Source organism: Pseudomonas sp. KCJK9111 (assembly GCF_046231935.1).
GTDB classification, from domain to species: Bacteria; Pseudomonadota; Gammaproteobacteria; order Pseudomonadales; family Pseudomonadaceae; genus Aquipseudomonas; species Aquipseudomonas parafulva_B.
The window spans coordinates 100782-122455 of record NZ_JBJJMO010000006.1; the positions used below are offsets into that span (position 1 = coordinate 100782).

Annotated in this window: 20 protein-coding genes; 10 read left to right on the plus strand and 10 right to left on the minus strand. The window is 58.0% G+C overall.

The window, feature by feature from the left end:
- Positions 1–65 precede the first annotated feature (65 nt).
- Positions 66–1028, plus strand: a complete 963-nt coding sequence (locus ACK59L_RS04665; RefSeq protein WP_058638789.1) for a LysR family transcriptional regulator — start codon at positions 66–68, stop codon at positions 1026–1028.
- Here ACK59L_RS04665 and ACK59L_RS04670 read toward each other — a convergent pair.
- Positions 970–1188: a PA3496 family putative envelope integrity protein gene (locus tag ACK59L_RS04670; RefSeq protein WP_230379817.1), complete on the minus strand. Its 219-nt coding sequence runs from the start codon at positions 1186–1188 to the stop codon at positions 970–972. The genes ACK59L_RS04665 and ACK59L_RS04670 overlap by 59 nt on opposite strands.
- 122 nt (positions 1189–1310) lie before the next feature.
- Positions 1311–2177: a transcriptional regulator HexR gene (gene hexR / locus ACK59L_RS04675; protein WP_023532857.1), complete on the minus strand. Its 867-nt coding sequence runs from the start codon at positions 2175–2177 to the stop codon at positions 1311–1313.
- 103 nt (positions 2178–2280) lie between these two features.
- On the opposite strand from hexR, the gene zwf reads away from it, so the two are divergent.
- From zwf to ACK59L_RS04700, 5 genes are all read left to right on the plus strand, one after another.
- Positions 2281–3723 (plus strand): glucose-6-phosphate dehydrogenase, encoded by a 1443-nt coding sequence (gene zwf / locus ACK59L_RS04680; protein WP_409272140.1) that lies wholly within the window; start codon positions 2281–2283, stop codon positions 3721–3723.
- An 84-nt stretch (positions 3724–3807) separates the two neighbouring features.
- Entirely contained in the window at positions 3808–4122 is a 315-nt protein-coding gene (locus ACK59L_RS04685) for a hypothetical protein (RefSeq protein WP_196134653.1), read from the plus strand.
- A 137-nt stretch (positions 4123–4259) separates the two neighbouring features.
- On the plus strand, positions 4260–6446 hold the full coding sequence (uvrD, locus tag ACK59L_RS04690; RefSeq protein ID WP_058602733.1) for a DNA helicase II: 2187 nt from the start codon (positions 4260–4262) through the stop codon (positions 6444–6446).
- A 167-nt stretch (positions 6447–6613) separates the two neighbouring features.
- A complete protein-coding gene (locus ACK59L_RS04695) occupies positions 6614–7468 on the plus strand; it encodes a Tim44 domain-containing protein (protein ID WP_409272143.1) in 855 nt (284 codons plus the stop codon).
- Between the two features lie 275 nt (positions 7469–7743).
- A complete protein-coding gene (locus tag ACK59L_RS04700) occupies positions 7744–8151 on the plus strand; it encodes an SMI1/KNR4 family protein (RefSeq protein ID WP_409272145.1) in 408 nt (135 codons plus the stop codon).
- Positions 8152–8226: 75 nt separating this feature from the next.
- Here ACK59L_RS04700 and ACK59L_RS04705 read toward each other — a convergent pair whose 3' ends face one another.
- Entirely contained in the window at positions 8227–9987 is a 1761-nt protein-coding gene (locus ACK59L_RS04705; protein WP_058602731.1) for a cation:proton antiporter, read from the minus strand.
- 330 nt (positions 9988–10317) lie between these two features.
- Here ACK59L_RS04705 and ACK59L_RS04710 point away from each other — a divergent pair, with 330 nt between their 5' ends.
- Entirely contained in the window at positions 10318–10803 is a 486-nt protein-coding gene (locus tag ACK59L_RS04710; protein ID WP_023532667.1) for an acyl-CoA thioesterase, read from the plus strand.
- On the opposite strand, the gene pdxY is transcribed toward ACK59L_RS04710, so the two are convergent.
- Positions 10800–11672, minus strand: a complete 873-nt coding sequence (gene pdxY, locus ACK59L_RS04715) for a pyridoxal kinase PdxY (RefSeq protein WP_058638785.1) — start codon at positions 11670–11672, stop codon at positions 10800–10802. The genes ACK59L_RS04710 and pdxY overlap by 4 nt on opposite strands.
- 119 nt (positions 11673–11791) lie before the next feature.
- Between pdxY and ACK59L_RS04720 the strand changes: the two genes are divergently transcribed.
- A complete protein-coding gene (locus tag ACK59L_RS04720) occupies positions 11792–12184 on the plus strand; it encodes a DUF3301 domain-containing protein (RefSeq protein WP_058602729.1) in 393 nt (130 codons plus the stop codon).
- On the opposite strand, the gene ACK59L_RS04725 is transcribed toward ACK59L_RS04720, so the two are convergent.
- From ACK59L_RS04725 to zigA, 3 genes are read right to left on the minus strand one after another with little or no spacing between them, the layout of a single operon-like run.
- Positions 12185–13156: a CobW family GTP-binding protein gene (locus ACK59L_RS04725; RefSeq protein WP_409272148.1), complete on the minus strand. Its 972-nt coding sequence runs from the start codon at positions 13154–13156 to the stop codon at positions 12185–12187.
- Between the two features lie 40 nt (positions 13157–13196).
- Positions 13197–13760 carry a DUF1826 domain-containing protein gene (locus tag ACK59L_RS04730; protein WP_409272159.1) on the minus strand — a complete coding sequence of 188 codons (564 nt, stop codon included), beginning with the start codon at positions 13758–13760 and terminating at the stop codon, positions 13197–13199.
- 53 nt (positions 13761–13813) lie between these two features.
- Entirely contained in the window at positions 13814–15022 is a 1209-nt protein-coding gene (gene zigA / locus ACK59L_RS04735) for a zinc metallochaperone GTPase ZigA (protein ID WP_409272150.1), read from the minus strand.
- A gap of 221 nt (positions 15023–15243) precedes the next feature.
- Between zigA and folE2 the strand changes: the two genes are divergently transcribed.
- A complete protein-coding gene (gene folE2, locus ACK59L_RS04740) occupies positions 15244–16149 on the plus strand; it encodes a GTP cyclohydrolase FolE2 (protein WP_409272152.1) in 906 nt (301 codons plus the stop codon).
- On the opposite strand, the gene ACK59L_RS04745 is transcribed toward folE2, so the two are convergent.
- Positions 16133–16660, minus strand: coding sequence for a DUF3617 domain-containing protein (locus ACK59L_RS04745; RefSeq protein ID WP_058602724.1), 528 nt, complete (start codon positions 16658–16660; stop codon positions 16133–16135). The two genes, folE2 and ACK59L_RS04745, sit on opposite strands and share 17 nt — an antisense overlap.
- A 130-nt stretch (positions 16661–16790) precedes the next feature.
- Here ACK59L_RS04745 and cls point away from each other — a divergent pair, with 130 nt between their 5' ends.
- Positions 16791–18230, plus strand: coding sequence for a cardiolipin synthase (gene cls / locus ACK59L_RS04750; protein WP_409272160.1), 1440 nt, complete (start codon positions 16791–16793; stop codon positions 18228–18230).
- A 70-nt stretch (positions 18231–18300) separates the two neighbouring features.
- Here the strand turns inward: cls and cfaB are convergent, their stop codons facing one another.
- On the minus strand, positions 18301–19485 hold the full coding sequence (gene cfaB, locus ACK59L_RS04755; protein WP_058638778.1) for a C17 cyclopropane fatty acid synthase CfaB: 1185 nt from the start codon (positions 19483–19485) through the stop codon (positions 18301–18303).
- A gap of 111 nt (positions 19486–19596) precedes the next feature.
- Positions 19597–21648, minus strand: a complete 2052-nt coding sequence (locus ACK59L_RS04760) for a TonB-dependent receptor (protein WP_409272154.1) — start codon at positions 21646–21648, stop codon at positions 19597–19599.
- Positions 21649–21674 lie beyond the last annotated feature (26 nt).

Below are 21674 nucleotides of genomic sequence, written 5' to 3' on the forward strand. Positions count from 1 at the left end.
GTTAGGGGCAGTATTAGCAAAAGCTTATAGTGAAGTTACAAGGTATTGCCGACGAGTCGAATAAAATGCGTAAGTCCTTGATGCGTATGACATTGCGTCAATTGCAGGTCTTCAATGAGGTGTGTGATCTTCGCTCATATAGCCGCGCGGCCGAAGAGATGGCGCTCACGCAACCCGCCGTTAGTCTACAGATCCGTCAACTCGAAGAGCTGATAGGCCAGCCATTGTTCGAATACGTGGGCAAGAAGTTGTACCTCACGGAAGCCGCCGAAGCGCTGCAACGGGCCAGCCACGACATCTTCGGGCGTCTGGAGAGCCTGGATATGCAGTTGTCGGACATGCAGGGGTCGTTGCAAGGGCAGCTGAAGCTGGCGATCGAGTCCAGCGCCAAGTATTTCGTGCCGCATCTGTTCGCGGCATTCAAGCGGCGGCACCCGGAAGTCAACCTGACCTTGACCGTGGTCAACCGGGCACAGGCCATCAGGCGGCTGTCCGATAACCGTGATGACCTGATCATCATGTCCATGGTGCCGCAGGACATGGGGCTGGACTTTCTGCCGTTCCTGAACAACCCGATCATCGCCGTCGCGCCGCCTGAGCATGCCCTGTGTAGGTTGCCGCGGCTGCGCCTGCAAGACCTCGAGCCCCATACGCTGTTGATACGCGAACAAGGCTCAGGCACCCGCAAGGCTTGCGAGGAGTATTTCAAGGAAAAGCGCGTGCATTTCACCCAAACCCTCGAAGTGGCTTCGGCCGATGCCCAGCGTGAATGCGTAATAGCCGGGTTGGGTATCGCGTTGTTGACCCGCCATGCCGTGAACATGGAGCTGGCCACGGGAAACCTGGTAGAACTGCCCGTCGAGGAGTTGCCGCTGTACCGCAGCTGGTGCGTCGTTCAATCCAAGGCCAAACGGCAATCGCCGGTCGCACTCGCCTTTCAGGCCTTCATACGCAGCGAGCGGTCATTGATCAGCGCATTGGTCGAGCGTTTTTCAGGTCAGTCGTCGCTGCTGCCTGCCAGGCAGTGAGCCCCTCGAAGTCAGGATAATCAGCGACATCACGCAAGAGTTGCCGTTGGTCACAGTAGCTTTCGATGGCGCGGCGGTACTCCATGCGTCGCTGGTCCTTTTCCTGCTGTTTGCGAGCCTTGGCGTTGGGTTGGTAGATGCCGTCGTGGTCACGAGCCATTGACTGATTCCCGGAGAGGATGCGGAAGGCTCAGAATGACCCGATGGTTTTACCGTTTGAAGGCGCGGTGATGACAGCGTCGTGAACGATGATGGCGCCGATCCGCAGAACCGAAGCAGGCTTCAGTCGTCATGGGCTTTGATCGACTTGGGCGACAGTCGCAGGCTACGCAGGCTGCGCTTGACGCTCTTGAGGTGATTGACCAGGCTTGGACCGCGCGCCATGGCAACGCCCATGGCCAGCACGTCGATGACCACCAGGTGAGCAATGCGCGAGGTCAGAGGCGTATAGATCTCGGTGTCTTCATGAACGTCGATGGCCAGGTTGACCGTGGACAGTTCGGCCAGCGGGGTCTGGCTGGGGCACAACGTGATCAGGTTGGCGCCGCTTTCACGGACCAGGTTGGCCGTGATCAGCAAGTCCTTCGAGCGGCCTGATTGCGAAATGCACACCGCTACGTCGCCAGGCTTGAGCGTCACGGCGGACATCGCCTGCATGTGCGGGTCGGAGTACGCCGCCGCGCTAAGCAGCAAACGGAAGAACTTGTGCTGGGCATCGGCTGCCACGGCCCCGGACGCGCCGAAACCATAGAACTCCACACGCTGCGCCTGCGCCATGGCGCTGACGGCCTGCTGAAGCGCCTGTGGGTCAAGGTGCTCGCGCACCTCCATCAAGGTATGCAGGGTCGTGTCGAAGATCTTGAGGCTGTAATCGGCGACGGAGTCGTCTTCATGAATGGCAAACTGCCCAAAACTGGCCCCGGCAGCCAGGCTCTGCGCCAGTTTCAACTTCAGGTCTTGAAACCCCGAGCACCCGATGGCCCTGCAGAAACGTACGATGGTCGGTTCACTGATACCGACGCTATGTGCCAGGTCGGCCATCGAACTGTGCATGACGGCGGCCGGGTCCAGCAGCACGTGATCGGCCACTTTCAGTTCCGATTTGCGCAGCAGGTGGCGCGATTGGGCGATATGTTGCAACAGATTCACGGGCTGGACTCGGTTATGATCGGCTGGCCGGGTTGTAGCTTTCTTGTAGTTATACTACATGGACGGCAACCCGCCCAGTTAAACGAACGAGGAGCGTGGTGGTTTGACTATTCCTTGCGACATTCTGGTCTTTGGCGGCACGGGCGACCTGGCCCTGCACAAGTTGCTGCCCGCGCTCTACCACTTGTTTCGTGACAATCGCCTCGACCCTGCCGTGCGGGTAATCGCCCTGGCTCGGCGCCCTCTGCCGCGCAGTGATTACCTCAAGCTTGCAGAGCGGCATTGCCGGGCACAGATCGCTCTTCGCGACTTTGACGAAGACATCTGGCGACGCTTTTGTGCCCGGGTCGACTACTTCGCGATGGATGCCACCCAAAGTGCTGATTTCGTTCGGCTGGCACGCTACCTGGGCGAGCCCGGGGGCTTGATGCGCGTGTTCTATCTCGCCACCGCGCCTTCGCTGTTCGCGCCCATTGCCAGCCATTTGCATACCGCAGGGCTGGCCGACAGCGAAGCGCGTATTGTGCTCGAGAAACCGATCGGGCACTCCTTGTTGTCGGCCACTGCCATCAATGAAGCGATTGGAGCGGTGTTCGAAGAGCGGCAGGTGTTCCGTATCGATCACTACCTGGGCAAGGAAGCCGTCCAGAACCTTATGGCCTTGCGCTTTGCCAACGCACTCCTTGAGCCGGTGTGGCGCAATGGGCAGGTCGATCACGTGCAGATCAGTGTCGGTGAGACCTTGGGCGTGGAGAACCGGGGTGGCTACTACGACCGAGCAGGGGCCATGCGCGACATGCTGCAGAACCATCTGCTCCAGCTGCTCTGCCTGGTGGCCATGGAGCCGCCTGCGCAGTTCGAAGCCGAGGCCGTGCGTGATGAGAAAGTGCGAATTCTCCGAGCGCTTCAGCCGATTACCGGACAAGACGTCCAGGAGAAGACTGTTCGTGGCCAGTACGGCGCCGGATATATCGGCGGTCAGGAGGTAGGCGCGTATTACTTTGAAAAGGACGTCGATAACGACAGTGATACCGAGACCTTCGTCGCCATCGAAGTGCACATCGACAACTGGCGCTGGGCTGGCGTGCCCTTCTACTTGCGCACGGGCAAGCGCATGGCCCGGCGCTCCTCGCAGATCGTCATCCAGTTCAAACCTGTACCGCATGCGCTGTTCGAGGGTGGCCAGGTCAACCAGCTGTTGATTCAGTTACAGCCAGACGAGCGCATCAGCCTGCGCATGATGACCAAGGTCCCCGGCAAGGGTATGCGCCTGGAGCCGGTCGACCTGGACCTGAACCTGGCCCAGGTCTTCAGCCAGACACGTCGCTGGGAAGCCTACGAACGTTTGTTGCTGGACGTGCTCGAAGGCGACTCGACCCTGTTCATGCGACGCGATGAAGTCGAAGCCGCCTGGGCGTGGGTTGACCCCATCATCAAGGGTTGGGAAGCGCATTTCCAGGCTCCGCGCTCGTACCCTGCCGGGAGCAATGGTCCTGAGCAGGCCAACAGCCTGCTCGCCCGCCATGGCAGAAACTGGCACGGGTGAAGCGTTGCCCAATCGTAGCCCTGCCTTGATACGGAGACAGTAGCGATGCGCATACGCGCTACTTTCACCATCAAGGAGGCTCCCATGAGCACACTCAAAGACTTCGTTGCTTACAACCAGACCGCAGGCGGTCAGAAATCCTTACGGGTTCACGGTGTCGTCACCGTGCCAAGTCCGGCGTTCGAGCCGGTACTCATCGAGCCGGCAGTTCGCCACCGGGGCGGCTGGGAAGTTCTGCAACTCAAGCTAGTGGACACTGGGGTCATCGCCAATGCTGTATTGACCGAGAAGACTGTCGAATACCTGCGTGAAGGGCCATGTGCTTTCAAGATGCTGGAGATCATCCATGCAGATGGCAGTCTGCGCATCGAAATCGAAGACCTCCAGGCGCTCGACTGATGTAGCCAGCCAGTGCGCCGAAGATGGCGCCCTGGTGTGACCCAGGCGCCCTTGTCGCGATGAACGGCAGGGGCCCAAGGTGAATATTCATACAGTAGATGTTTGCCCCTGGCTCAGCGTCCCCCTAGAATGGCGAGATGAGCACAGATGACCTTTCCCTCCTGCTGAATTCCCTCAATGATGCCCAACGCCAGGCTGTAGCGGCTACGGTCGGGCGTCAACTGGTGCTTGCCGGCGCCGGTTCCGGTAAAACCCGTGTGCTGGTGCATCGCATCGCCTGGCTGATCCAGGTGGAGCAGGCATCCCCGCACTCGATCCTGTCGGTGACCTTCACCAACAAGGCTGCTGCTGAAATGCGCCACCGGATCGAGCAATTGTTGGGCATCAACCCTGCAGGGATGTGGGTGGGGACATTCCACGGTCTGGCGCATCGGCTGTTGCGTGCCCACTGGCAGGAAGCGGGGCTGGTGCAGAACTTCCAGATTCTCGACAGCGACGATCAGCAGCGCCTGGTAAAACGGGTGATGCGCGAGCTGGGGCTGGACGAACAGAAGTGGCCGGCACGCCAGGCCCAATGGTTCATCAACGGCCAGAAAGACGAAGGCCTGCGCCCGCAGCACATTCAGCCAGGTGGCGACCTGTTCCTGACCACTATGCGCGATGTCTACACCGCGTACGAGCAGGCCTGCGAGCGCGCCGGTGTCATCGATTTTTCCGAGTTGCTGCTGCGCGCCCTGGATTTGTGGCGCGATCACCCAGGCCTATTGGCCCACTACCAACGCCGCTTCCGTCACGTGCTGGTCGATGAGTTCCAGGATACTAACGCCGTGCAGTACGCCTGGCTGCGTCTGCTGGCCCGTGGTGGCGACAGCCTGATGGCGGTGGGGGACGACGATCAGTCGATTTACGGCTGGCGCGGCGCAAAGATCGAGAACATCCACCAGTACACGGCCGACTTCCCAGATGCCGAGTTGATCCGCCTGGAGCAGAACTACCGCTCCACCGGGGGCATCCTCAAGGCTGCCAACGCCTTGATTGCCAACAACAGTGGGCGCCTGGGCAAGGAATTGTGGACCGACATGGGTGAAGGTGAACCCATTACGCTGTACGCCGCCTACAACGAACACGACGAAGCACGCTATGTGGTCGAGACCATTGAAAGCCTGATCAAGCAAGGCAACGCGCGTGACGAAATCGCTATTCTGTATCGCTCGAACGCCCAGTCACGGGTGCTCGAGGAAGCCTTGCTGCGCGAGCGGATCCCCTACCGTATCTATGGTGGCCAACGCTTCTTCGAGCGTGCAGAGATCAAGAATGCAATGGCCTACCTGCGACTGATTGAAGGCCGCGGCAACGATGCGGCGCTGGAACGCGTGATCAACGTTCCGCCGCGCGGCATTGGCGAGAAAACCGTCGAGGCCATTCGCGAGCATGCACGTCACAGCCAGGTCTCGATGTGGCAGGCGATGTGCCAGCTCATCGCCGCAAAAGCGCTCAAGGGCCGGGCTGCCAGCGCGCTGGGTGCGTTCATCGAGTTGATCGACGGGCTTGCGGCCAAGGTCGAAGACATGCCGCTGCATACCATGACGCAGACCACCATCGAACAGTCCGGGCTGATCATCTATCACCAGGAAGAAAAAGGTGAAAAGGGTCAGGCACGGGTGGAAAACCTTGAGGAACTGGTTAGCGCAGCGCGCAACTTCGAATCGACCGAAGAGGACGCCGACCTCTCCCCACTGTCCGCCTTCCTTGGTCACGCCTCGCTCGAAGCCGGCGACACGCAAGCTGACGAGCACGAGGACAGTGTGCAACTGATGACCTTGCACAGTGCCAAAGGCCTGGAGTTCCCCTACGTGTTCCTGGTGGGCATGGAGGAAGGACTGTTCCCGCACAAGATGAGCCTGGAGGAGCCAGGTCGTCTTGAGGAAGAACGGCGCCTTGCCTACGTGGGCATTACCCGCGCCATGCGTCAGCTGGTCATGACGTATGCCGAAACAAGACGGCTCTACGGTAGTGAGACCTACAACAAGGTGTCTCGCTTTGTACGCGAGATTCCGGCTGGTCTGGTGCAGGAAGTACGTTTGTCGAACAGTGTCAGCCGCCCGTTCGGCACTCCGAAGACAGCCCTCAACAGCCACCTGTTTGCCAATGCGGATATCCCCGAAACCGCGTTCAACCTCGGCCAGCGCGTGCAGCATTCCGTTTTCGGTGAAGGGGTCATCCTGAACTTCGAAGGGTCCGGGGCCCAGGCTCGTGTACAGGTCAACTTTGCCGAAGGCAGCAAATGGTTGATGGTGGGCTACGCCAAGCTTGAAGCAATCTGAGGACAGGCCGTCAGTCCAGGGGCGAACTCAAGTGTGAACGCCTGCGTCGTTGCCTGCTCAAATAATTCATATCAAGCAAAAGCTCGAAACATTATGTCGCTGGTCATATGCCTTGGAACATGTGCACCATGACGCGCGTGCAATCCACAACAGGGGATATCCCATTTATGCAACGTTTTCTTAGCATCGCTCTGGCGCTCTGCGTCGGCCTGACGCTGAGCCTGGACGCCAACGCCAAGCGATTTGGCGGCGGCAAGAGCGCTGGCTCCGCGCCCATTCACCAGACCCGTCAAGCTACGCCGAACACGCCTGCCGCCGCGCCGACCGCTCCTGGCCGCGCACCGGCCGCCGCCAGCGGTGCTTCGCGCTGGCTGGGCCCCCTGGCGGGCTTGGCCGCCGGTGGTCTGCTGGCATCCATGTTCATGGGTGACGGCTTCGAAGGCTTCCAGATCATGGACTTCCTGATCATCGCGCTCATCGCCTTCCTGGTGTTCCGCTTCATCGCCGCACGGCGACGTCAGCAGCAGCCGCACATGGCCATGCCTGGCAATGCCCCCATGCAGCGTGAAGTGCATGGTCAGGCCGCACAGCCAAACATCTTCGGCGGTTCGTCTGCAACGGCGGCAGCGCCATCGCCTGTCATCAACGCGCCAGCCTGGTTCAACGAACAAAGCTTCCTGGCAGCTGCCCGCAACCACTTCCAGTCGCTGCAGCAGCACTGGGACGCCAATGAAATGGACAAGATCGCCGAGTTCGTGACCCCGCAGATGCTCGAGTTCCTCAAGCGCGAGCGTGCCGAGCTGGGTGATGGCTTCCAGTCCACCTACATCGACAACCTTGATGTACAGCTGGACGGCGTCGATGAGCGTGACGACCGTACCGACGCTACCCTCACCTTCCGTGGCGTATCGAAGAACTCGCGCTTCGACCAAGGTGAACAGTTCAGCGAGAGCTGGCACATGGTACGCGCCAAGGGCGAGAACCAGCCTTGGCTGGTCGCGGGTATCCGTCAGAACGGGTAATCCAGCCCTGCTATTCAAAGCAGCTGTTACCTGGGGCCGCTTCGCGGCCCCAACAATTCAGGCTCGCCGCAAGTATTCGTCAAAACAGTTAACCCTGTCCTGCTGTCAAAAAAAACCTCGGGTTTGCCCCGTAATGCTGCTCACTTGGCGCTGCCATGCGCCCGACGATTACAAGTGAACAGTATTCCGGGCCTCCCCGGGGTTTTTGCTTTTGCCATAGCGCACTACTAGGGTATAACCCGCAGCGTTGTCATCTAGGTCAGAGGAAGTGAATCGTGGAAGAAGTGATCGAACAACTCCGTGAAGCCAACGAGCCAGTACCGGTCCCCCTTGAGCTTCCAGACGAGGATCAGTTGGTTGAAATCGAAGAGCAGCTGTTCATCAACATTCCGTTCGTGTTCAAGGAGTTTCTGCTGAACGTCAGCGATGTGGTCTATGGCTCGCTGGAACCTGTCACGGTGACTGACCCGCAGTCGCACACTTACCTTCCGGACGTTGCAGCAAATGCCTGGGACGCCGGGGTGCCTCGGGAACTGATTCCGCTGTGCCAGGACGGCGACAACTACTATTGCGTCGAGGAAGATGGCACCGTGGTGCTGTGGGATGCCGATGAGGAACTCGTCAGTGAGGACAGCTGGGAATCGGTTTGGCATTGGGCACGGGACGTCTGGCTAGAGAGCTGATCAGGCTCACCCTCACCTCGGTCTAAGGACCTTGCGGGCCGTGAGCACGGCCCGCCTGCAGCGGTTGCCACAGGGTCAGTGGCCATTGTCCCGGTTGTTCTCCAGCGTTTCCAGCAACGCAATCTGCATGCGTGTATGCACCCGGATGAACCAACGCCACAGCAAGGCGACCACCACCGCTGCCACTATGGCAATGATCAGCAGCAGTTCATTGGTGGGAAGAATGCTCGCCGACAACGCCGACAGCAGCAAAAAGATCACCAGCAGCGAAATCAGCGGAATGACTTCTGCAATCACGCGCCGTACGCGCTGAGTATGGCGCCCGGCCATTTCCGGCTTGACGCCCATCTCAGCCAGCAGCATCGATAGGGCCTTGAGTTTGCGGTAAGCCGCGATCAGAAATGGTAGCGAGAGCAGTAGCGCAGCCCCCCAGATCACCGCCTTCTGCTGGCTCACATCGCTTACCCACTGGCTGAGCCAAGTGCCAAGCCGCCCTGCGAAGTAACCGCCGCTGAAGAATATGGCGATGACCAATGCCAGGTTCACACCTACCTGCAACAGTATGCGCCGTATCATCGCCGCTACCATGGCACTCTGGCCCTGGGGTTGGATATTGCGCAGCCATTCCCCGTACAAGGACAGCACACGAGCCAGCCGCCCAGGCACTACGTTGCCCAGTTTTATCGACAGCGGATCAGCGGCGCGAATCAGATAGGGCGTCAGTAGCGTGGTGATGGCCGAGACGGCGACTGCCACCGGGTAGAGAAAGTCGCTGGTCACCTGCAGGGTCATCCCCAGGGCCGCAATAATGAAGGAAAACTCGCCAATCTGAGACAGGCCCATACCCACCCGCAACGACGTGCGCCCGTCGTTGCCCGCGATGAAAGCGCCCATTCCACAGGACAGCATCTTGCCCAATACAACGGCCAAGGTGATGACCACGATCGGCCAGGCGTAGTCGACCAATACCTGCGGGTCGATCATCAAACCGATCGCGACGAAGAATATAGCGCTGAACAGGTCCCTGACGGGTTCGATCAAACGCTCGATCTTCAGCAACTGTCGCGACTCGGCCATGATGGCACCAATCAGGAAGGCCCCCAGAACCATGCTGTATTCGAGTTTCACGACCAGCAGGCAAAAACCGAAGCACAGACCCAGCACTGTGATCAGCAGCATCTCGTTGCTTTCGAACTTGGCCACATAAGCCAGTACGCGCGGTACCAACAGAATGCCGATCACCAACGCAACAATCATGAACAGCGACAGCTTGCCGACGGTTGAGAATACCTCCCCCGAACTGACGGTGCCGCTGACGGCGATACCCGAAAGCAATGCGATGATGCCAATGCCCAGTATGTCTTCGACAATCAACACGCCGAATATCAGCTGTGCAAACCGTTCGTTCTTCATCTTCAGATCATTGAGAGCCTTGACGATGATCGTGGTCGAGGAGATGGCGAGAATTGCGCCCAGGAACAAGGAATCCATGGTATTCCAGCCGAACCAACGCCCAATCTCGAAGCCGATCCAGATCATCAGCACAATTTCCAGAAAGGCGGCTATGAAGGCTGTGGCTCCCACTTTGAACAGCTTGCGCAGGCTGAACTCAAGGCCTAGGCAAAACATCAGGAAGATCACGCCGAGCTCGGCGAGGGTTTTGATGGTGTCTTCGTCGTGAATGAGACCGAAGGGGGGCGTGTGAGGGCCTATGATGAAACCGGCGACGATATAACCGAGGACCACTGGCTGCTTGAGACGATGAAAAACAATGGTGACCACGCCTGCAACCAGCATGATGACCGCCAGGTCCTGAATGAAGCTGATGGCATGCATGACGTGATTCTCCTTCTCTCGTCTTGGGCTGTTCTACCAGGCAGACCGCGCCTGCGCCGAGGCGGGCCCAAGCAAGCAGCGAGTACACACTGTATTCATTGAAAGACTGCCCATGTTGCATGGGCGTACTCAGATTAACATCGCGTCTTCCAATGAACCGTCGATGCAATATGATGAAACAGATCGGCTGCTATAAGGCCGTCACTGGCGTAAACAGCGTGACGCCTCAAAGCATGGGAGCGTCCCGTTAAACGCAGGCTGCCGCCTCATCAGAACAGAGCCCCTGCTAGCCTTTGGCGCGATTGCGCGCAATCTTACCGTGAGCATTTTATGGAACCTGGAAACGCCCAACTGAGCATGACCGTCTTGATGACACCCGACATGGCGAATTTCTCTGGCAACGTACATGGCGGCACGCTGCTCAAGTACCTCGACGAAGTGGCATATGCGTGTGCCAGCCGCTATGCAGGCTCCTATGTAGTCACGCTGTCAGTCGACCAGGTCATCTTTCGCGAGCCGGTGCATGTGGGCGAGTTGGTAACTTTCCTGGCGTCGGTGAACTACACCGGCAATACCTCCATGGAGGTCGGTATCAAGGTCGTTACCGAGAACATTCGTGAACGCTCGGTGCGCCATTCCAACAGCTGCTTTTTCACCATGGTGGCCGTGGACGATAATCGACGGCCAGTCTCGGTCCCGCCGCGCCAACCGCAGAGTAGCGAAGAGAAACGCCGATTCCTGCAAGGCCAACAGCGACGGCAGATTCGCCAGGAACTGGAAAAACGCTACCAGAACCTGAAAACCGACGGCGTCTAAGCGCTCAACAGCCTCGCTTCAAAACGCACGCGCGGGTGGGCGATGCGGTCCTGGGCACGTATCAGCTGCAGCTCGTAACTGGCGCAGGCCTGAGTTTCCAGCAGTACTTCGTGTACGGCGGAGGCTGCAAACTCGAATGCCTGCTCCCAGCTGTCGCCAAGCAGTACCCGCGCCATGAACAGACCGGAAGTCAGGTCACCCACGCCCACCGGTTGCTTCGGGAAGGCCAGCAGTGGGCGGCGCAGGTGCCAGCTGTGTTCGGCAGTCACCAACAGCATCTCGAACTGGTCCTCTGCGCGTCCTGGGTAAGCCAGATGCTTGACCAGCACAACCTTGGGCCCTTTGAGCAAAAGACTGCGCGCCATGCCTACGCAATCCTCCAGTGATGCGGCGCGCCGGCCACAGAAGCTGTCTAGCTCCAGCTGGTTGGGGCACAGAATGTCAGCCTTGGTGATCGCCTGCTCCAGCAGAAACTGGCTGACCTGAGGCGATACGATGCACCCTTTCTCAGGGTGGCCCATGACCGGATCGCACAGGTACAAGGCCCGCGGGTTGACGGCCTTGATTCGCGCCACGCCTTCCAAAATCGCGCGCCCCTGTTCGGCACTGCCGAGGTAGCCCGAGAGCACGGCATCACACTCCCCCAGCTCACCGATGTTGGAAATGCCTTCCACCAACGCAGGAATTTGCGTTGGAGCAAGCACGTCTCCGCTCCACTGGCCATACTGGGTGTGATTGGAGAATTGCACCGTGTTGAGCGGCCACACATTGATGCCGACACGCTGCATGGGAAATACCGCAGCGCTGTTGCCGGCATGGCCGAACACCACATGGGACTGGATGGCGAGCAGGTGCGGGGTGCGTTTCATGCGAGTCATTTCCAAAGCTGTTCAAGAATCATGCAACGCGCAGTATGAACGTGATTGCCACCTGTACGACAGGCCAGGGACGCAGTTAAGCTGGATCGATCTGTTTGGAGCCTACGCACATGTTGACCCTGGAGAATCTGTTTGTCCTGATGGTGATGGCCACGGCAGGCGCTTGGCTGTGGCACAACCACGGTCTGCGCGAGAAGGCCTTGGAACGGGTCAAACAACATTGCGCCAAGCTTGACCTTCAGTTGCTGGATGACGCCGTCGCGCTCAAACGTATTGCCTTCGTGCGTGATGCCAACGGTCGCAAGCGTCTGGCACGCATTTACGGCTTCGAATTTACCGTGACGGGAGAGCAACGTCACCCTGGTACCGTGACTCAGTTCGGCGCGCACAGCGTGCAGATAGAGCTTGCACCCTACCCCTTCGAAATCAAGACGCCCCCTCGCGCAGACAATGTGATCGAAATGCAGCAGTGGCGCCAACAACATGACCGTTGGCACAACTGATCAAGGCATAAGGCACTCCTGCACGCGGGCTTGCAGCTCGTCTACAGGCTGAGGCCTTTCGAAAATCAACTCCAGGCGACTGTCGGCTGCCCATTCACTGGGCTGCCAGGGTGCCAACTCACCTTCCAGTGCATTGAAGGAGCGCCTTCCTTGTGCAGTGTGGATAACACCCTTGGCACGTCGCCACGTCAACGTCTTCAACAGCTCATCTACTGCCTGTGGATAAAAGCGCTGCGCGGGGTGCCAGCGCCAGCCTATGCTCCACCCATCCTCTCCTTGAAATACCTGGCGTATCGGCTCACGCCGGTTCGTCCAAAGAGCCAGCGGTGCCTTTGGCAGATTGTCGACAATCCCGATATCGGTGTTAGGGCTGTCAACAATCTGGTTGTGATGAACAGGCAGGCATTTGAAAGGAAGCCGACCCTGCGTCGTCCATATCAACCTTTTTCCTAAGAATTCTTTATTTATCAACAGCTTGAAATCTTTATCCACAGCCTCGGATTTATTGATAATTAGCGTTTCACAGGCTTCCAATGCCGCTGATTGGGCAGTTGGCAGTTGCTTGCCGATACGCAGAGACGCGGGTGTAGCAACGACTACCAACGGCTGAACTGTCAGCACATCGTGCCAAGGCGCCTGGGCCAATTGATCAAGCAATTGGAGGGGATGGCCCAGACCGGATGGCTCTATGAACAGCCTGTGCGGCTTGCACTGGCGCAGAAGCCTGCCCAGGCCTACCTGGAACGGCACCCCATTGACACAGCACAAACAGCCCCCTGCCACTTCGGCTATCGCGATGCCGTTCTGGCTTGTGGACAAAAGTGCCGCATCCAGCCCTACTGCCCCGAATTCGTTGACCAATACGGCCCAGCGTTCGTGATCAGGCTTCTGCTGAAGCAGGTGATGAATCAGTGTGGTCTTGCCGGCCCCCAGCGGGCCAGCAATGACATGGGTGGGAATATTGCGGAGCATGAGGGTTCTTCAAGCGAGCGGTTTGCTCAACTATGCGCTGTCAGGCTAACCAGTCAAGCGTGAGCAACAGCCGGGGTGGTCCTGAAGGGGAACGATGTACGACGCCCGCGCCTTCATTGCCCTCCCAGCGCTCGCCCTTGAATAACGCCACGTCACCAGCATTCAGGCGCATCACTTTATCCACAGCGGCATAGCCTGTGGACGACGCAGTTCGCGCCACTTCCTGCTCTGGCACATACTCACTACCCGGTCCCGCATACGTCGTAATCAGTCTCAGCGGAACGTTATCCACATGAAAGCGTGGGCACATCGGACTGGTTAGTGCACGTACGCGCAAACCCACGCGACGCGCGCCAAGCAAGCAGCTATAAGCCGACACGAGCCATGTGACATCCGCGACGAAAGCGTCATAGCCGTAGATATCCACAGCCTCCTGCAGCAGCGCGTCGATCACTGGGACCTGATGCTCATCGACCTCGAGCACCCGCTGATCCGCTAACGATCCACCAAGCCCCGCCACAACTTCTGCAAAGTCGTGAAGCTGAGGCGGAAGTTGTCGCTGCCAGACAGCGAGATTGACACCGTCCTGCAGGGCCTGCGCCATTGCCTGGGGCGTCTGGCCATACACCTGACGGATATCCACAGCCTCTGGCTTATTCACGCTGCCACCTGCTCGTCCCAGGGGCCGAATGGATCGGGAAAACGCAGCCAGCCCATGGGCTCGAGTGCCATTTCTTCATCCGTCAACAGGCACTGATCAAGAGCTGTGGATAATTGAGCCACATCCAGATTTTGACCTATGAACACCAACTCCTGCCGGCAGTCGCCAGTATCTGGCAACCAATGTTCAAGAATGGCTGCAACGTTATCCACATCCTCCGGCCACTGTTCGCGGGGTACGAAACACCACCAGCGACCAGCCAGACCATGGCGCATCATGCCGCCTGCCTGAGACCAACTGCCCGCTTCTTTGTACTTGCTCGCCAACCAAAAGAACCCTTTAGAACGTAGTAACCGGCCATTACTCCAGGGCGTGTGGACAAAGTCATGAAACCGCTGCGGATGAAAAGGCCGCCGTGCGGTCCAGGTGGTCGCTTGGATGCCATATTCTTCTGTTTCCGGTGTGTGTTCACCGCGAAGCTCCTTCAACCAGCCGGGCGCTTGCGCTGCCTGGTCGAAGTCGAACAAGCGGGTGTTCAGAATCCTGGCAAGGGGAACCTGACCCATGACCATTGGAATGATCTGGGCTCGGCGGTTCAGGCTACGGAGGATGGCTGAAAGCTCTTCCCGTTCGGCCTGACTGACCAGATCGATTTTGCTCAACAGCAATACGTCAGCAAACTCTACCTGCTCAATCAGCAAGTCGCTGATCGAGCGTTCATCGTCTTCTCCCAATGTCTGGCCACTGCTTTCCAGGCTCTGCGCGGCTTGATAATCACGCATGAAATTCAAGGCATCCACTACGGTGACCATGGTGTCGAGACGCGCCAGATCCGACAGGCTGCGGCCTTGCTCATCACGGAAGGTAAAGGTTTCAGCCACAGGCAGAGGTTCTGAGATACCAGTCGATTCAATCAGCAGGTAATCGAAGCGCCCCGCCTCGGCCAGGCGTGCAACCTCTTCAAGCAGATCTTCACGCAGCGTGCAGCAGATGCAGCCATTGCTCATCTCCACCAGCTTTTCTTCGGCCCGGTTAAGGGTGACATTGCGCTGGACTTCGCTGGCGTCAATGTTGATCTCACTCATGTCATTGACGATGACCGCGACACGAAGATCTTCGCGATTGCGCAGAACATGGTTGAGAAGCGTGCTTTTCCCTGCGCCCAAAAACCCGGAGAGCACAGTGACAGGAAGACGATTGGACATGGCAAAACCTCATCACACAGGCGCATTCGAAACGATGCATTGCATAATGTTATAAAGTAACAATACAATTTAGCCAAGCGGTTCCTGACGAGAGCTCTGTGCAATGAATAGAAACGACCAGCTCATTTCACGGCGCAGTGCTGACGGCACGGCCACTACCTCATTGCGCCCATCAGCAGTGAACCCAATGTTCCACATACACGCATAGCCTTGGAAATCCCATGTCCCATCCCCCGCTTCCCGACGTCGCTGCACAGCATCTGAATTCCACCACACCATTGGACTGGGTAGGGATGTGCGGTATAGCCATGCCGATGCAGATCGGGGGTCGTCTGGTAGCAGCTACGGCAGATGCGGGTGTGAACCTTGTGGATGGCAGCTCACGCGGCATACACATGTCGCGTCTGTACCTGGCGCTTGAAGATCTTGAACAGGAGCCGCTGCGTCCGCTGCTGCTGCGTCGCCTTTTAGCGAGTTTTCTCAACAGTCATGATGGGCAATCGTCTGCGGCATACGTGCGATTGAGCTATCAGCATTTGCTTAAACGGCCTGCCTTGGTTAGTCCTCTTGCCGGGTGGAAAAGCTATGACGTCGAGATCGATGCACGGACCGAGCATGAAATGTTCCACGTGGAACTATCCGTTTCGATACCCTACTCGTCTACATGCCCTTGTTCAGCGGCGCTGGCTCGACAGCTTATTCAGCGACAGTTTCAAGCGCGATTTGGCACAGGAAACGTGGATAGTGATGAGGCCGTTGCGTGGCTGGGCACTTCGGAAGGCATCGTAGCAACGCCTCACAGCCAGAGGAGCATGGCGAAGATAAGTGTCAGGCTCGAGGATGATCATCCTGATCTCCCCATAACCGAGGTAGTAGACAAGGCCGAAGAAGCCTTGGGCACTGCGGTACAAACCGCCGTGAAGCGCGCCGATGAGCAAGCATTCGCCCTGGCAAATGGACAAAATTTGATGTTTTGCGAGGACGCAGCCAGGCGAGTTTATGCGGCGCTAAGGGCTATGGAATGGAGTAAAGCGTTCAAAGTGCGCGTGGAACATGCTGAAAGTCTGCATGCCCACGACGCCGTAGCAACTGCCCAGTGGCAGTGGAACATCACGTCCGGGGCTTGACCGTACCGCAGTCATTGCCCAGCCATACCGCACGTGTATTCATGCTGCCCTGCTGCTGAACACCCGACGCATTGAAAGTGCCACTTACTTGAGTAGTGAATTCCTTGTCACTCAGGAAGGTAGCCTGGCCATTGCCCTGGGCCTTGGGGCAGCTGAACTGAAACTTCCAAACGTTGCCGGTGCGATCGGTAATCTTTTGAGTACAGCCGGACTTTGGATCCTGCAGGGGAATGTCGTTGGTTGCCACCTGCTGAGGGGTAAGACAGGAACGCACCCCTTTACCACCCACGGTGACACCTTGCTTGGCAAGCATGCCTTCCATCATCGCCCGTTGATCGGGCGGTAGGTTCTTCAACTGACTGAGCATGAAATCCATATCAGGTAGCGGCTTGCCATCGACCTGCATATTGCTGGTAGTCAGCTCCCACAAGCCGGGTTGAAGCATTTGGGCCTGGGCCGTGACGCTACTTGCGCACAAGGCCAGCGCCAGCAACGGCATACGAATTTTCATGGAAAACACACTCCTGGAAATGCCGGTCACCCCGACGATGTTTGAGTTAGACGTTGAAACGAACCGCTTGTTGCAGGCGAACCACGTTCGTGTTCTGTTACCTAAGGTGTATTCGACGAGCAGGATGCATATGGATTACCACAGCCCTCTTTTTTTTGGCTATCTACTTGGCGTGATTCATCTGCTAGGTATTATCGCCGCGCTCCATGCGTTGTTCACAGTCCGTACTGCTCAAGGCGCCATCGCTTGGGCCATGCCGCTTTTCTTCATTCCTTACCTGACGCTTATTCCCTACCTGATGTTCGGTGCGCGCTCCTTCAATGCCTACATAAAGGCCAGGCGCCAAGCCAATCAGGAAATGCATGTCGCCATGGCCAGCCTGAATTGGCGCCCTTGGGTCGAAGAAGCTCTCGCCGCTCGCGCATCGGACAGCTACGCAGCCTTGCGCGCCATGCCCAAACTCAGCCGAATGCCGTGCCTGGCCAATAATCAGGTCGAGCTGTTGATTGATGGCAAGCGCACCTTCGAGGCGGTGTTCGAAGCCATCGAGAAAGCGACGCGCGTTGTACTAGTGCAGTTTTTCATCATCCATGACGATGAACTTGGGCGGGCCTTGCAACAGATACTGCTGCGCAAGGCGGCCGAAGGCGTTCAGGTGTTTGTGCTCTATGACGGTGTCGGCAGCCATTCCCTGCCCCGCTACTACAGTCAGCGGCTTCGTGCAGGAGGTGTGCAGATACATGCATTCGCTACCCGTCGAGGCTTGTTCAATCGCCTCCAAGTCAACTTTCGCAATCATCGCAAGATCGTCGTGGTTGATGGCTTGGTCGGCTTTGTGGGTGGTCACAATGTCGGCGACGAATACCTGGGCGCTAACCCCAAGCTTTCACCCTGGCGGGATACCCATGTGCAAATCAGTGGGCCAGTGCTAGCGTGCCTGCAGGAATCGTTCGCTGAAGATTGGTACTGGGTAACCCGGCAGTTGCCTCCCCTGATCCTCCAGGACAACTATCCAGATGACGGCGTGCTGTGCCAGGCATTGGCCAGTGGCCCTGCAGACTCCAAGGAAACCTGCTCGCTGTTCTTTCTGGAAGCCATCCACTCGGCTAAGCATCGGGTCTGGATAACGAGCCCGTATTTCGTCCCAGATGAAGCGGTGTTTGCCGCCCTGCGTTTGGCGGCCCTACGCGGTGTTGATGTGCGTGTCCTGATTCCGTCTCGTCCAGACCACAAGATCGTATATGCCGCCTCCAGCCTGTTCGCGTTTGAAGCGGTACGGGCCGGTGTTCGCATGTTCCGCTATCAACCTGGGTTCCTGCACCAGAAGGTCGTGTTGGTGGATGACGACATCAGCGCTGTCGGCAGCGCCAATCTGGATAATCGATCGTTCCGTCTGAATTTCGAGATCACCTTGCTGACCATCGACAAGGCATTTGCCGATACGGTCGAACGCATGCTCCACGAAGACTTCGCCCATGCGCGCGAGATAACGGTTGAGGAAACCGAGGCAACCCATCGGTTACAGCAGGTGGGCATGCGCATCGCAAGATTGATTTCCCCAGTGTTATAGAACGCACCATGCTTCACCGACCTCGGTCCTGGAGCAAGGTCGGTGAGGCATCGCACATGTAAGGTGAGCGCTAGCGGTAAAGGTGCTCACGCGTCCAAGGTAGGTCATGGTGGCCATCCGCGTAAGGCTTGACGGCCAAGATCTGATGAAGGTTGATCCAGCCTTTCTCGAACGCATAGGCGCACCCTGCCAAATAAAGACGCCAGATACGCAGTGTCTTTTCCGGCACTAAAGCAGCAGCATTGTGCAGCTGGTTTTCCAGGTTCTCGCTCCAGTGATGCAGAGTCTTGGCGTAGTGCATGCGCAGGCTTTCCACGTCGACCACTTCCAACCCAGCCTCACAGACAGCGGCGCTGATCATCGACAAGTGGGGCAACTCACCGTGCGGGAATACATAGCGGTCGATGAACTCTCCAGCCCCTCGACCCACCGGGCGGCCATCCACATGCTTGGCCGTGATGCCATGGTTCATGACGAGGCCGCCTTCGCGCACTGCGCCGAATAGCGTCTTGCAATACAGCGGTAGATTGGCATGACCAACATGCTCGAACATGCCCACGCTGACGACCTTATCGAAGCGCCCGTCTTGTGGCAGGTCGCGGTAATCAAGAATCTGCAGGTCTACACTGTCGCCCAGGCCTTCGGCCTCCACACGTTCCCGACCGAGCTTGAGCTGCTCTTTGCTCAACGTGATGCCAAAGACTTTCGCCCCATATTCACGTGCAGCGAAGCGCGCCAGACCTCCCCATCCACATCCCACATCCAGCAAATAGTCACCGGTCGCCAGGCGCAGCTTGCGGCACAGGTGATCGAATTTGTCTTGCTGGGCCTGTTGCAGTGTGTTGTCCGGCTCACGGAAATAGGCGCAGGAATAAACCATGTCCTGGTCCAGCCATAACCGGTAAAAGTCGTTGGACACATCGTAGTGGTAGGAAATAGCTTCAGCGTCGGTTCGCTTGTCATGGGCCAGGCGCTGGGGAGCGTGATCGCGATCGTCGGGCAGCAGTGCTTCGCTGAGCTCGTCACAAACACGGATAGCCTCGCCGATGTCGCCTTCGAGCTCAAGCTTGCCTTCCACGAAAGCGGTACCCAGCTCATCCATGCTTGGATGGGTGAGCTGGGAAATGAGCTGAGGCTCCTTGACCAGAATGGTCACTTGCGGGCTGGGGCCCAAGTCGAAATGGTTGCCGTCCCACAATTTCAAACGCAACGGCAGGTGTAGACTCTGCAAAGCCGGCGGAAGCTGAGCAAGCATGTAACCCTTCCTTCCCATGTACGGGGCAAGACCCAAGACATTTCGAAAGCCACCGGTTCAGCGTAGACCATCTGTAGGAACTGTCTGTAAAACGAACGTTGCAGGCGGGGGCTACAGTTTCAGATTCAGGGAAACGAATGCTGACCGGCCAGGTGCCGGCGAGAACATCGCCTGGTCGTCACCGCCCCAGAAGAAGTTGTCGTACCAGACGTATTCGTATTTGCGATCCAGCAGGTTCTTGACCTGCACATCGACGCTGGCAGCGGGCGTGATGCGGTAGCTGACGCTGGCGTCCGCGACGACAAACCCACCGTATTTGCCTTGCTCGTTGAGCTCGTCGATGTAGTAGCTCCCCTGTGCCCTGCCCTGCAGACCGAACTTCCAGTCATCGTTATAACGATAATCGACACCCACGGTGCTCACGTACCGAGGCGTGGAGAACACCTCCTTACCCGAGAGCGATTGCCCGGCAGCAGAAAACGCCTTGATCACCTTGGCTTCCTGGAGGGCGTGGGAGGCATAGACAGTCCACTGATCATCCAGCTGGGCATTGATCTGCAAATCCACACCGCGGCGGCGCGTTTCACCCAGCCCGACCGTAGTCCCGGTACTGGGCATGTTTGCCACTTCATCGGTCGCATCCTGCTGCCAGATCGCGACCCGCGCTTGGGCGCCCTCGAACGGTCTGAACTTGATACCGACTTCTTTGCCTGTGTTGATCGACGGATCGTATGAAGGCTGCCCCGGGGTCAGGTAGGCGGGCTCGGTAGAGCCGGTGAGTATCTGGAAGGTACGCCCCCAATTGGCGTAAACGTCGATATCGGGAGTAACGCTGTAAATGACGCTCAGCTTGGGCTGGCGGATCCAGCCGTAATCTTGCAGCGAGCCTTTGACGCCACCCAAGAGCTGCGTATTGCCGGTGAACTTATCCACCCGCATGGCCGGTATGATCTTCAGTGACTCGATGGGCTGGATAACGGCCTGAACATAGGCACCGGTGTTGCGCAGGGTGTAGCGATCGTCATTCTGCACGCGCGCCGGTACGGTATCGAAGTTGGTCGGAAGGCTGAAGCTGTAGCGCTCGCGACCGTAGCGGTTGTCCTGCTCCTCGTAGTTGACACCGCCGTCGAGGGTGAGGTGCTCGTTCACGCGCCATGTCAGGTTATTGAGCATCCCCGTCTGCTGTTCGTCCCATTGCCGACGCTGACGGGGCGCGTTACCGGGGCGGTAGTCCGTGAAGGTGATGGTGCGGTCATCGTTGTAGCCGTTGTAATACAGCTTGCTGCTAAGGCTCAGGTCATCATTGAGCTGCCAATCCGCGTGCAGGCTGAGATGCTTCATGTCGCGGTCATCACCGTCATTGGCGTTCTTCGCCGGTGATTGCGTGCGGCTGGCGTGCATCTGTTCACGGGTTAGAAACCCGGACTCCTGAGCCTGGTGATGGTACAGGCGCGCGATCAACCCAATGCGGAAATTCTGCTCGTCGTTGCTAACGAACCACTTACCTCCCAGCGCGTATTTGTTCGAGTTGCTGTGATCGCGGTAGCCATTGCTGTCCTGCTTGGCAAGGATGTAGTTCTGGGCAAAATTCCCCTCCTCGTGCCCGACCGCCAACTGCACCTCACGGGTGTCGAAGCTGCCATAGGTCAGCCGGCTATCTATATAGTTGCCGCCTTGGCGCGTGGCAAAGTTGATGTTGCCCGCGATGTTGTGCAACCCGTAACGCGGGTCGTTCGTGCCCCGGACCACTTCGATGTAGTCGATATCCAGGGGAAAGATCATGTCGATGAAGCGCTGGTTGCCGCTGTTGACGTTGCTCGGGATCCCATCGATCAGCGTCTTGATACCGTTGATGTACCCTTCGCCGTTGAAAGCGCGGAACGTTACCTTGCCCGATTCGGCCCCCTGCCCTGTTTCGGTGAGCTGAATGCCCGGCATTTGGCCCAGCAGCTGCCAGCTGTTCATGACGTTCTTGTCCTCGACCTGATCACCGCCCAGCACATCGACCGAAGTGAGCACGTTCTCGGTGCTCAGCGCCACCTTGGCGTCTTGCGTGATGTTCACGGCGCCAAGGGTGATTGTGGAACTGCCGGGTTGGTCGGCGAACAGTTCAGGGGTAACCATTACCGTGAACATGGCAAGGGAGGCCGGGGTGACTCGCATGGGTGCTCCTGGGTGAGTAGACAGGG

Excerpts from the sequence above, each read along its gene's own strand:
- ACK59L_RS04725 (WP_409272148.1), bottom strand. The coding sequence starts at position 13,156 with ATGCTCCGCAATATTCCCACCCATGTCATTGCTGGCCCGCTGGGGGCC.
- ACK59L_RS04670 (WP_230379817.1), bottom strand. The coding sequence starts at position 1,188 with ATGGCTCGTGACCACGACGGCATCTACCAACCCAACGCCAAGGCTCGC.
- ACK59L_RS04720 (WP_058602729.1), top strand. The coding sequence starts at position 11,792 with ATGTTGACCCTGGAGAATCTGTTTGTCCTGATGGTGATGGCCACGGCA.
- ACK59L_RS04685 (WP_196134653.1), top strand. The coding sequence starts at position 3,808 with ATGAGCACACTCAAAGACTTCGTTGCTTACAACCAGACCGCAGGCGGT.
- zigA (WP_409272150.1), bottom strand. The coding sequence starts at position 15,022 with ATGTCCAATCGTCTTCCTGTCACTGTGCTCTCCGGGTTTTTGGGCGCA.
- ACK59L_RS04665 (WP_058638789.1), top strand. The coding sequence starts at position 66 with ATGCGTAAGTCCTTGATGCGTATGACATTGCGTCAATTGCAGGTCTTC.
- folE2 (WP_409272152.1), top strand. The coding sequence starts at position 15,244 with ATGTCCCATCCCCCGCTTCCCGACGTCGCTGCACAGCATCTGAATTCC.
- ACK59L_RS04730 (WP_409272159.1), bottom strand. The coding sequence starts at position 13,760 with ATGGCGCAGGCCCTGCAGGACGGTGTCAATCTCGCTGTCTGGCAGCGA.
- cls (WP_409272160.1), top strand. The coding sequence starts at position 16,791 with ATGGATTACCACAGCCCTCTTTTTTTTGGCTATCTACTTGGCGTGATT.
- ACK59L_RS04695 (WP_409272143.1), top strand. The coding sequence starts at position 6,614 with ATGCAACGTTTTCTTAGCATCGCTCTGGCGCTCTGCGTCGGCCTGACG.
- ACK59L_RS04760 (WP_409272154.1), bottom strand. The coding sequence starts at position 21,648 with ATGCGAGTCACCCCGGCCTCCCTTGCCATGTTCACGGTAATGGTTACC.
- pdxY (WP_058638785.1), bottom strand. The coding sequence starts at position 11,672 with ATGAAACGCACCCCGCACCTGCTCGCCATCCAGTCCCATGTGGTGTTC.
- cfaB (WP_058638778.1), bottom strand. The coding sequence starts at position 19,485 with ATGCTTGCTCAGCTTCCGCCGGCTTTGCAGAGTCTACACCTGCCGTTG.
- uvrD (WP_058602733.1), top strand. The coding sequence starts at position 4,260 with ATGAGCACAGATGACCTTTCCCTCCTGCTGAATTCCCTCAATGATGCC.
- ACK59L_RS04710 (WP_023532667.1), top strand. The coding sequence starts at position 10,318 with ATGGAACCTGGAAACGCCCAACTGAGCATGACCGTCTTGATGACACCC.
- ACK59L_RS04705 (WP_058602731.1), bottom strand. The coding sequence starts at position 9,987 with ATGCATGCCATCAGCTTCATTCAGGACCTGGCGGTCATCATGCTGGTT.
- ACK59L_RS04745 (WP_058602724.1), bottom strand. The coding sequence starts at position 16,660 with ATGAAAATTCGTATGCCGTTGCTGGCGCTGGCCTTGTGCGCAAGTAGC.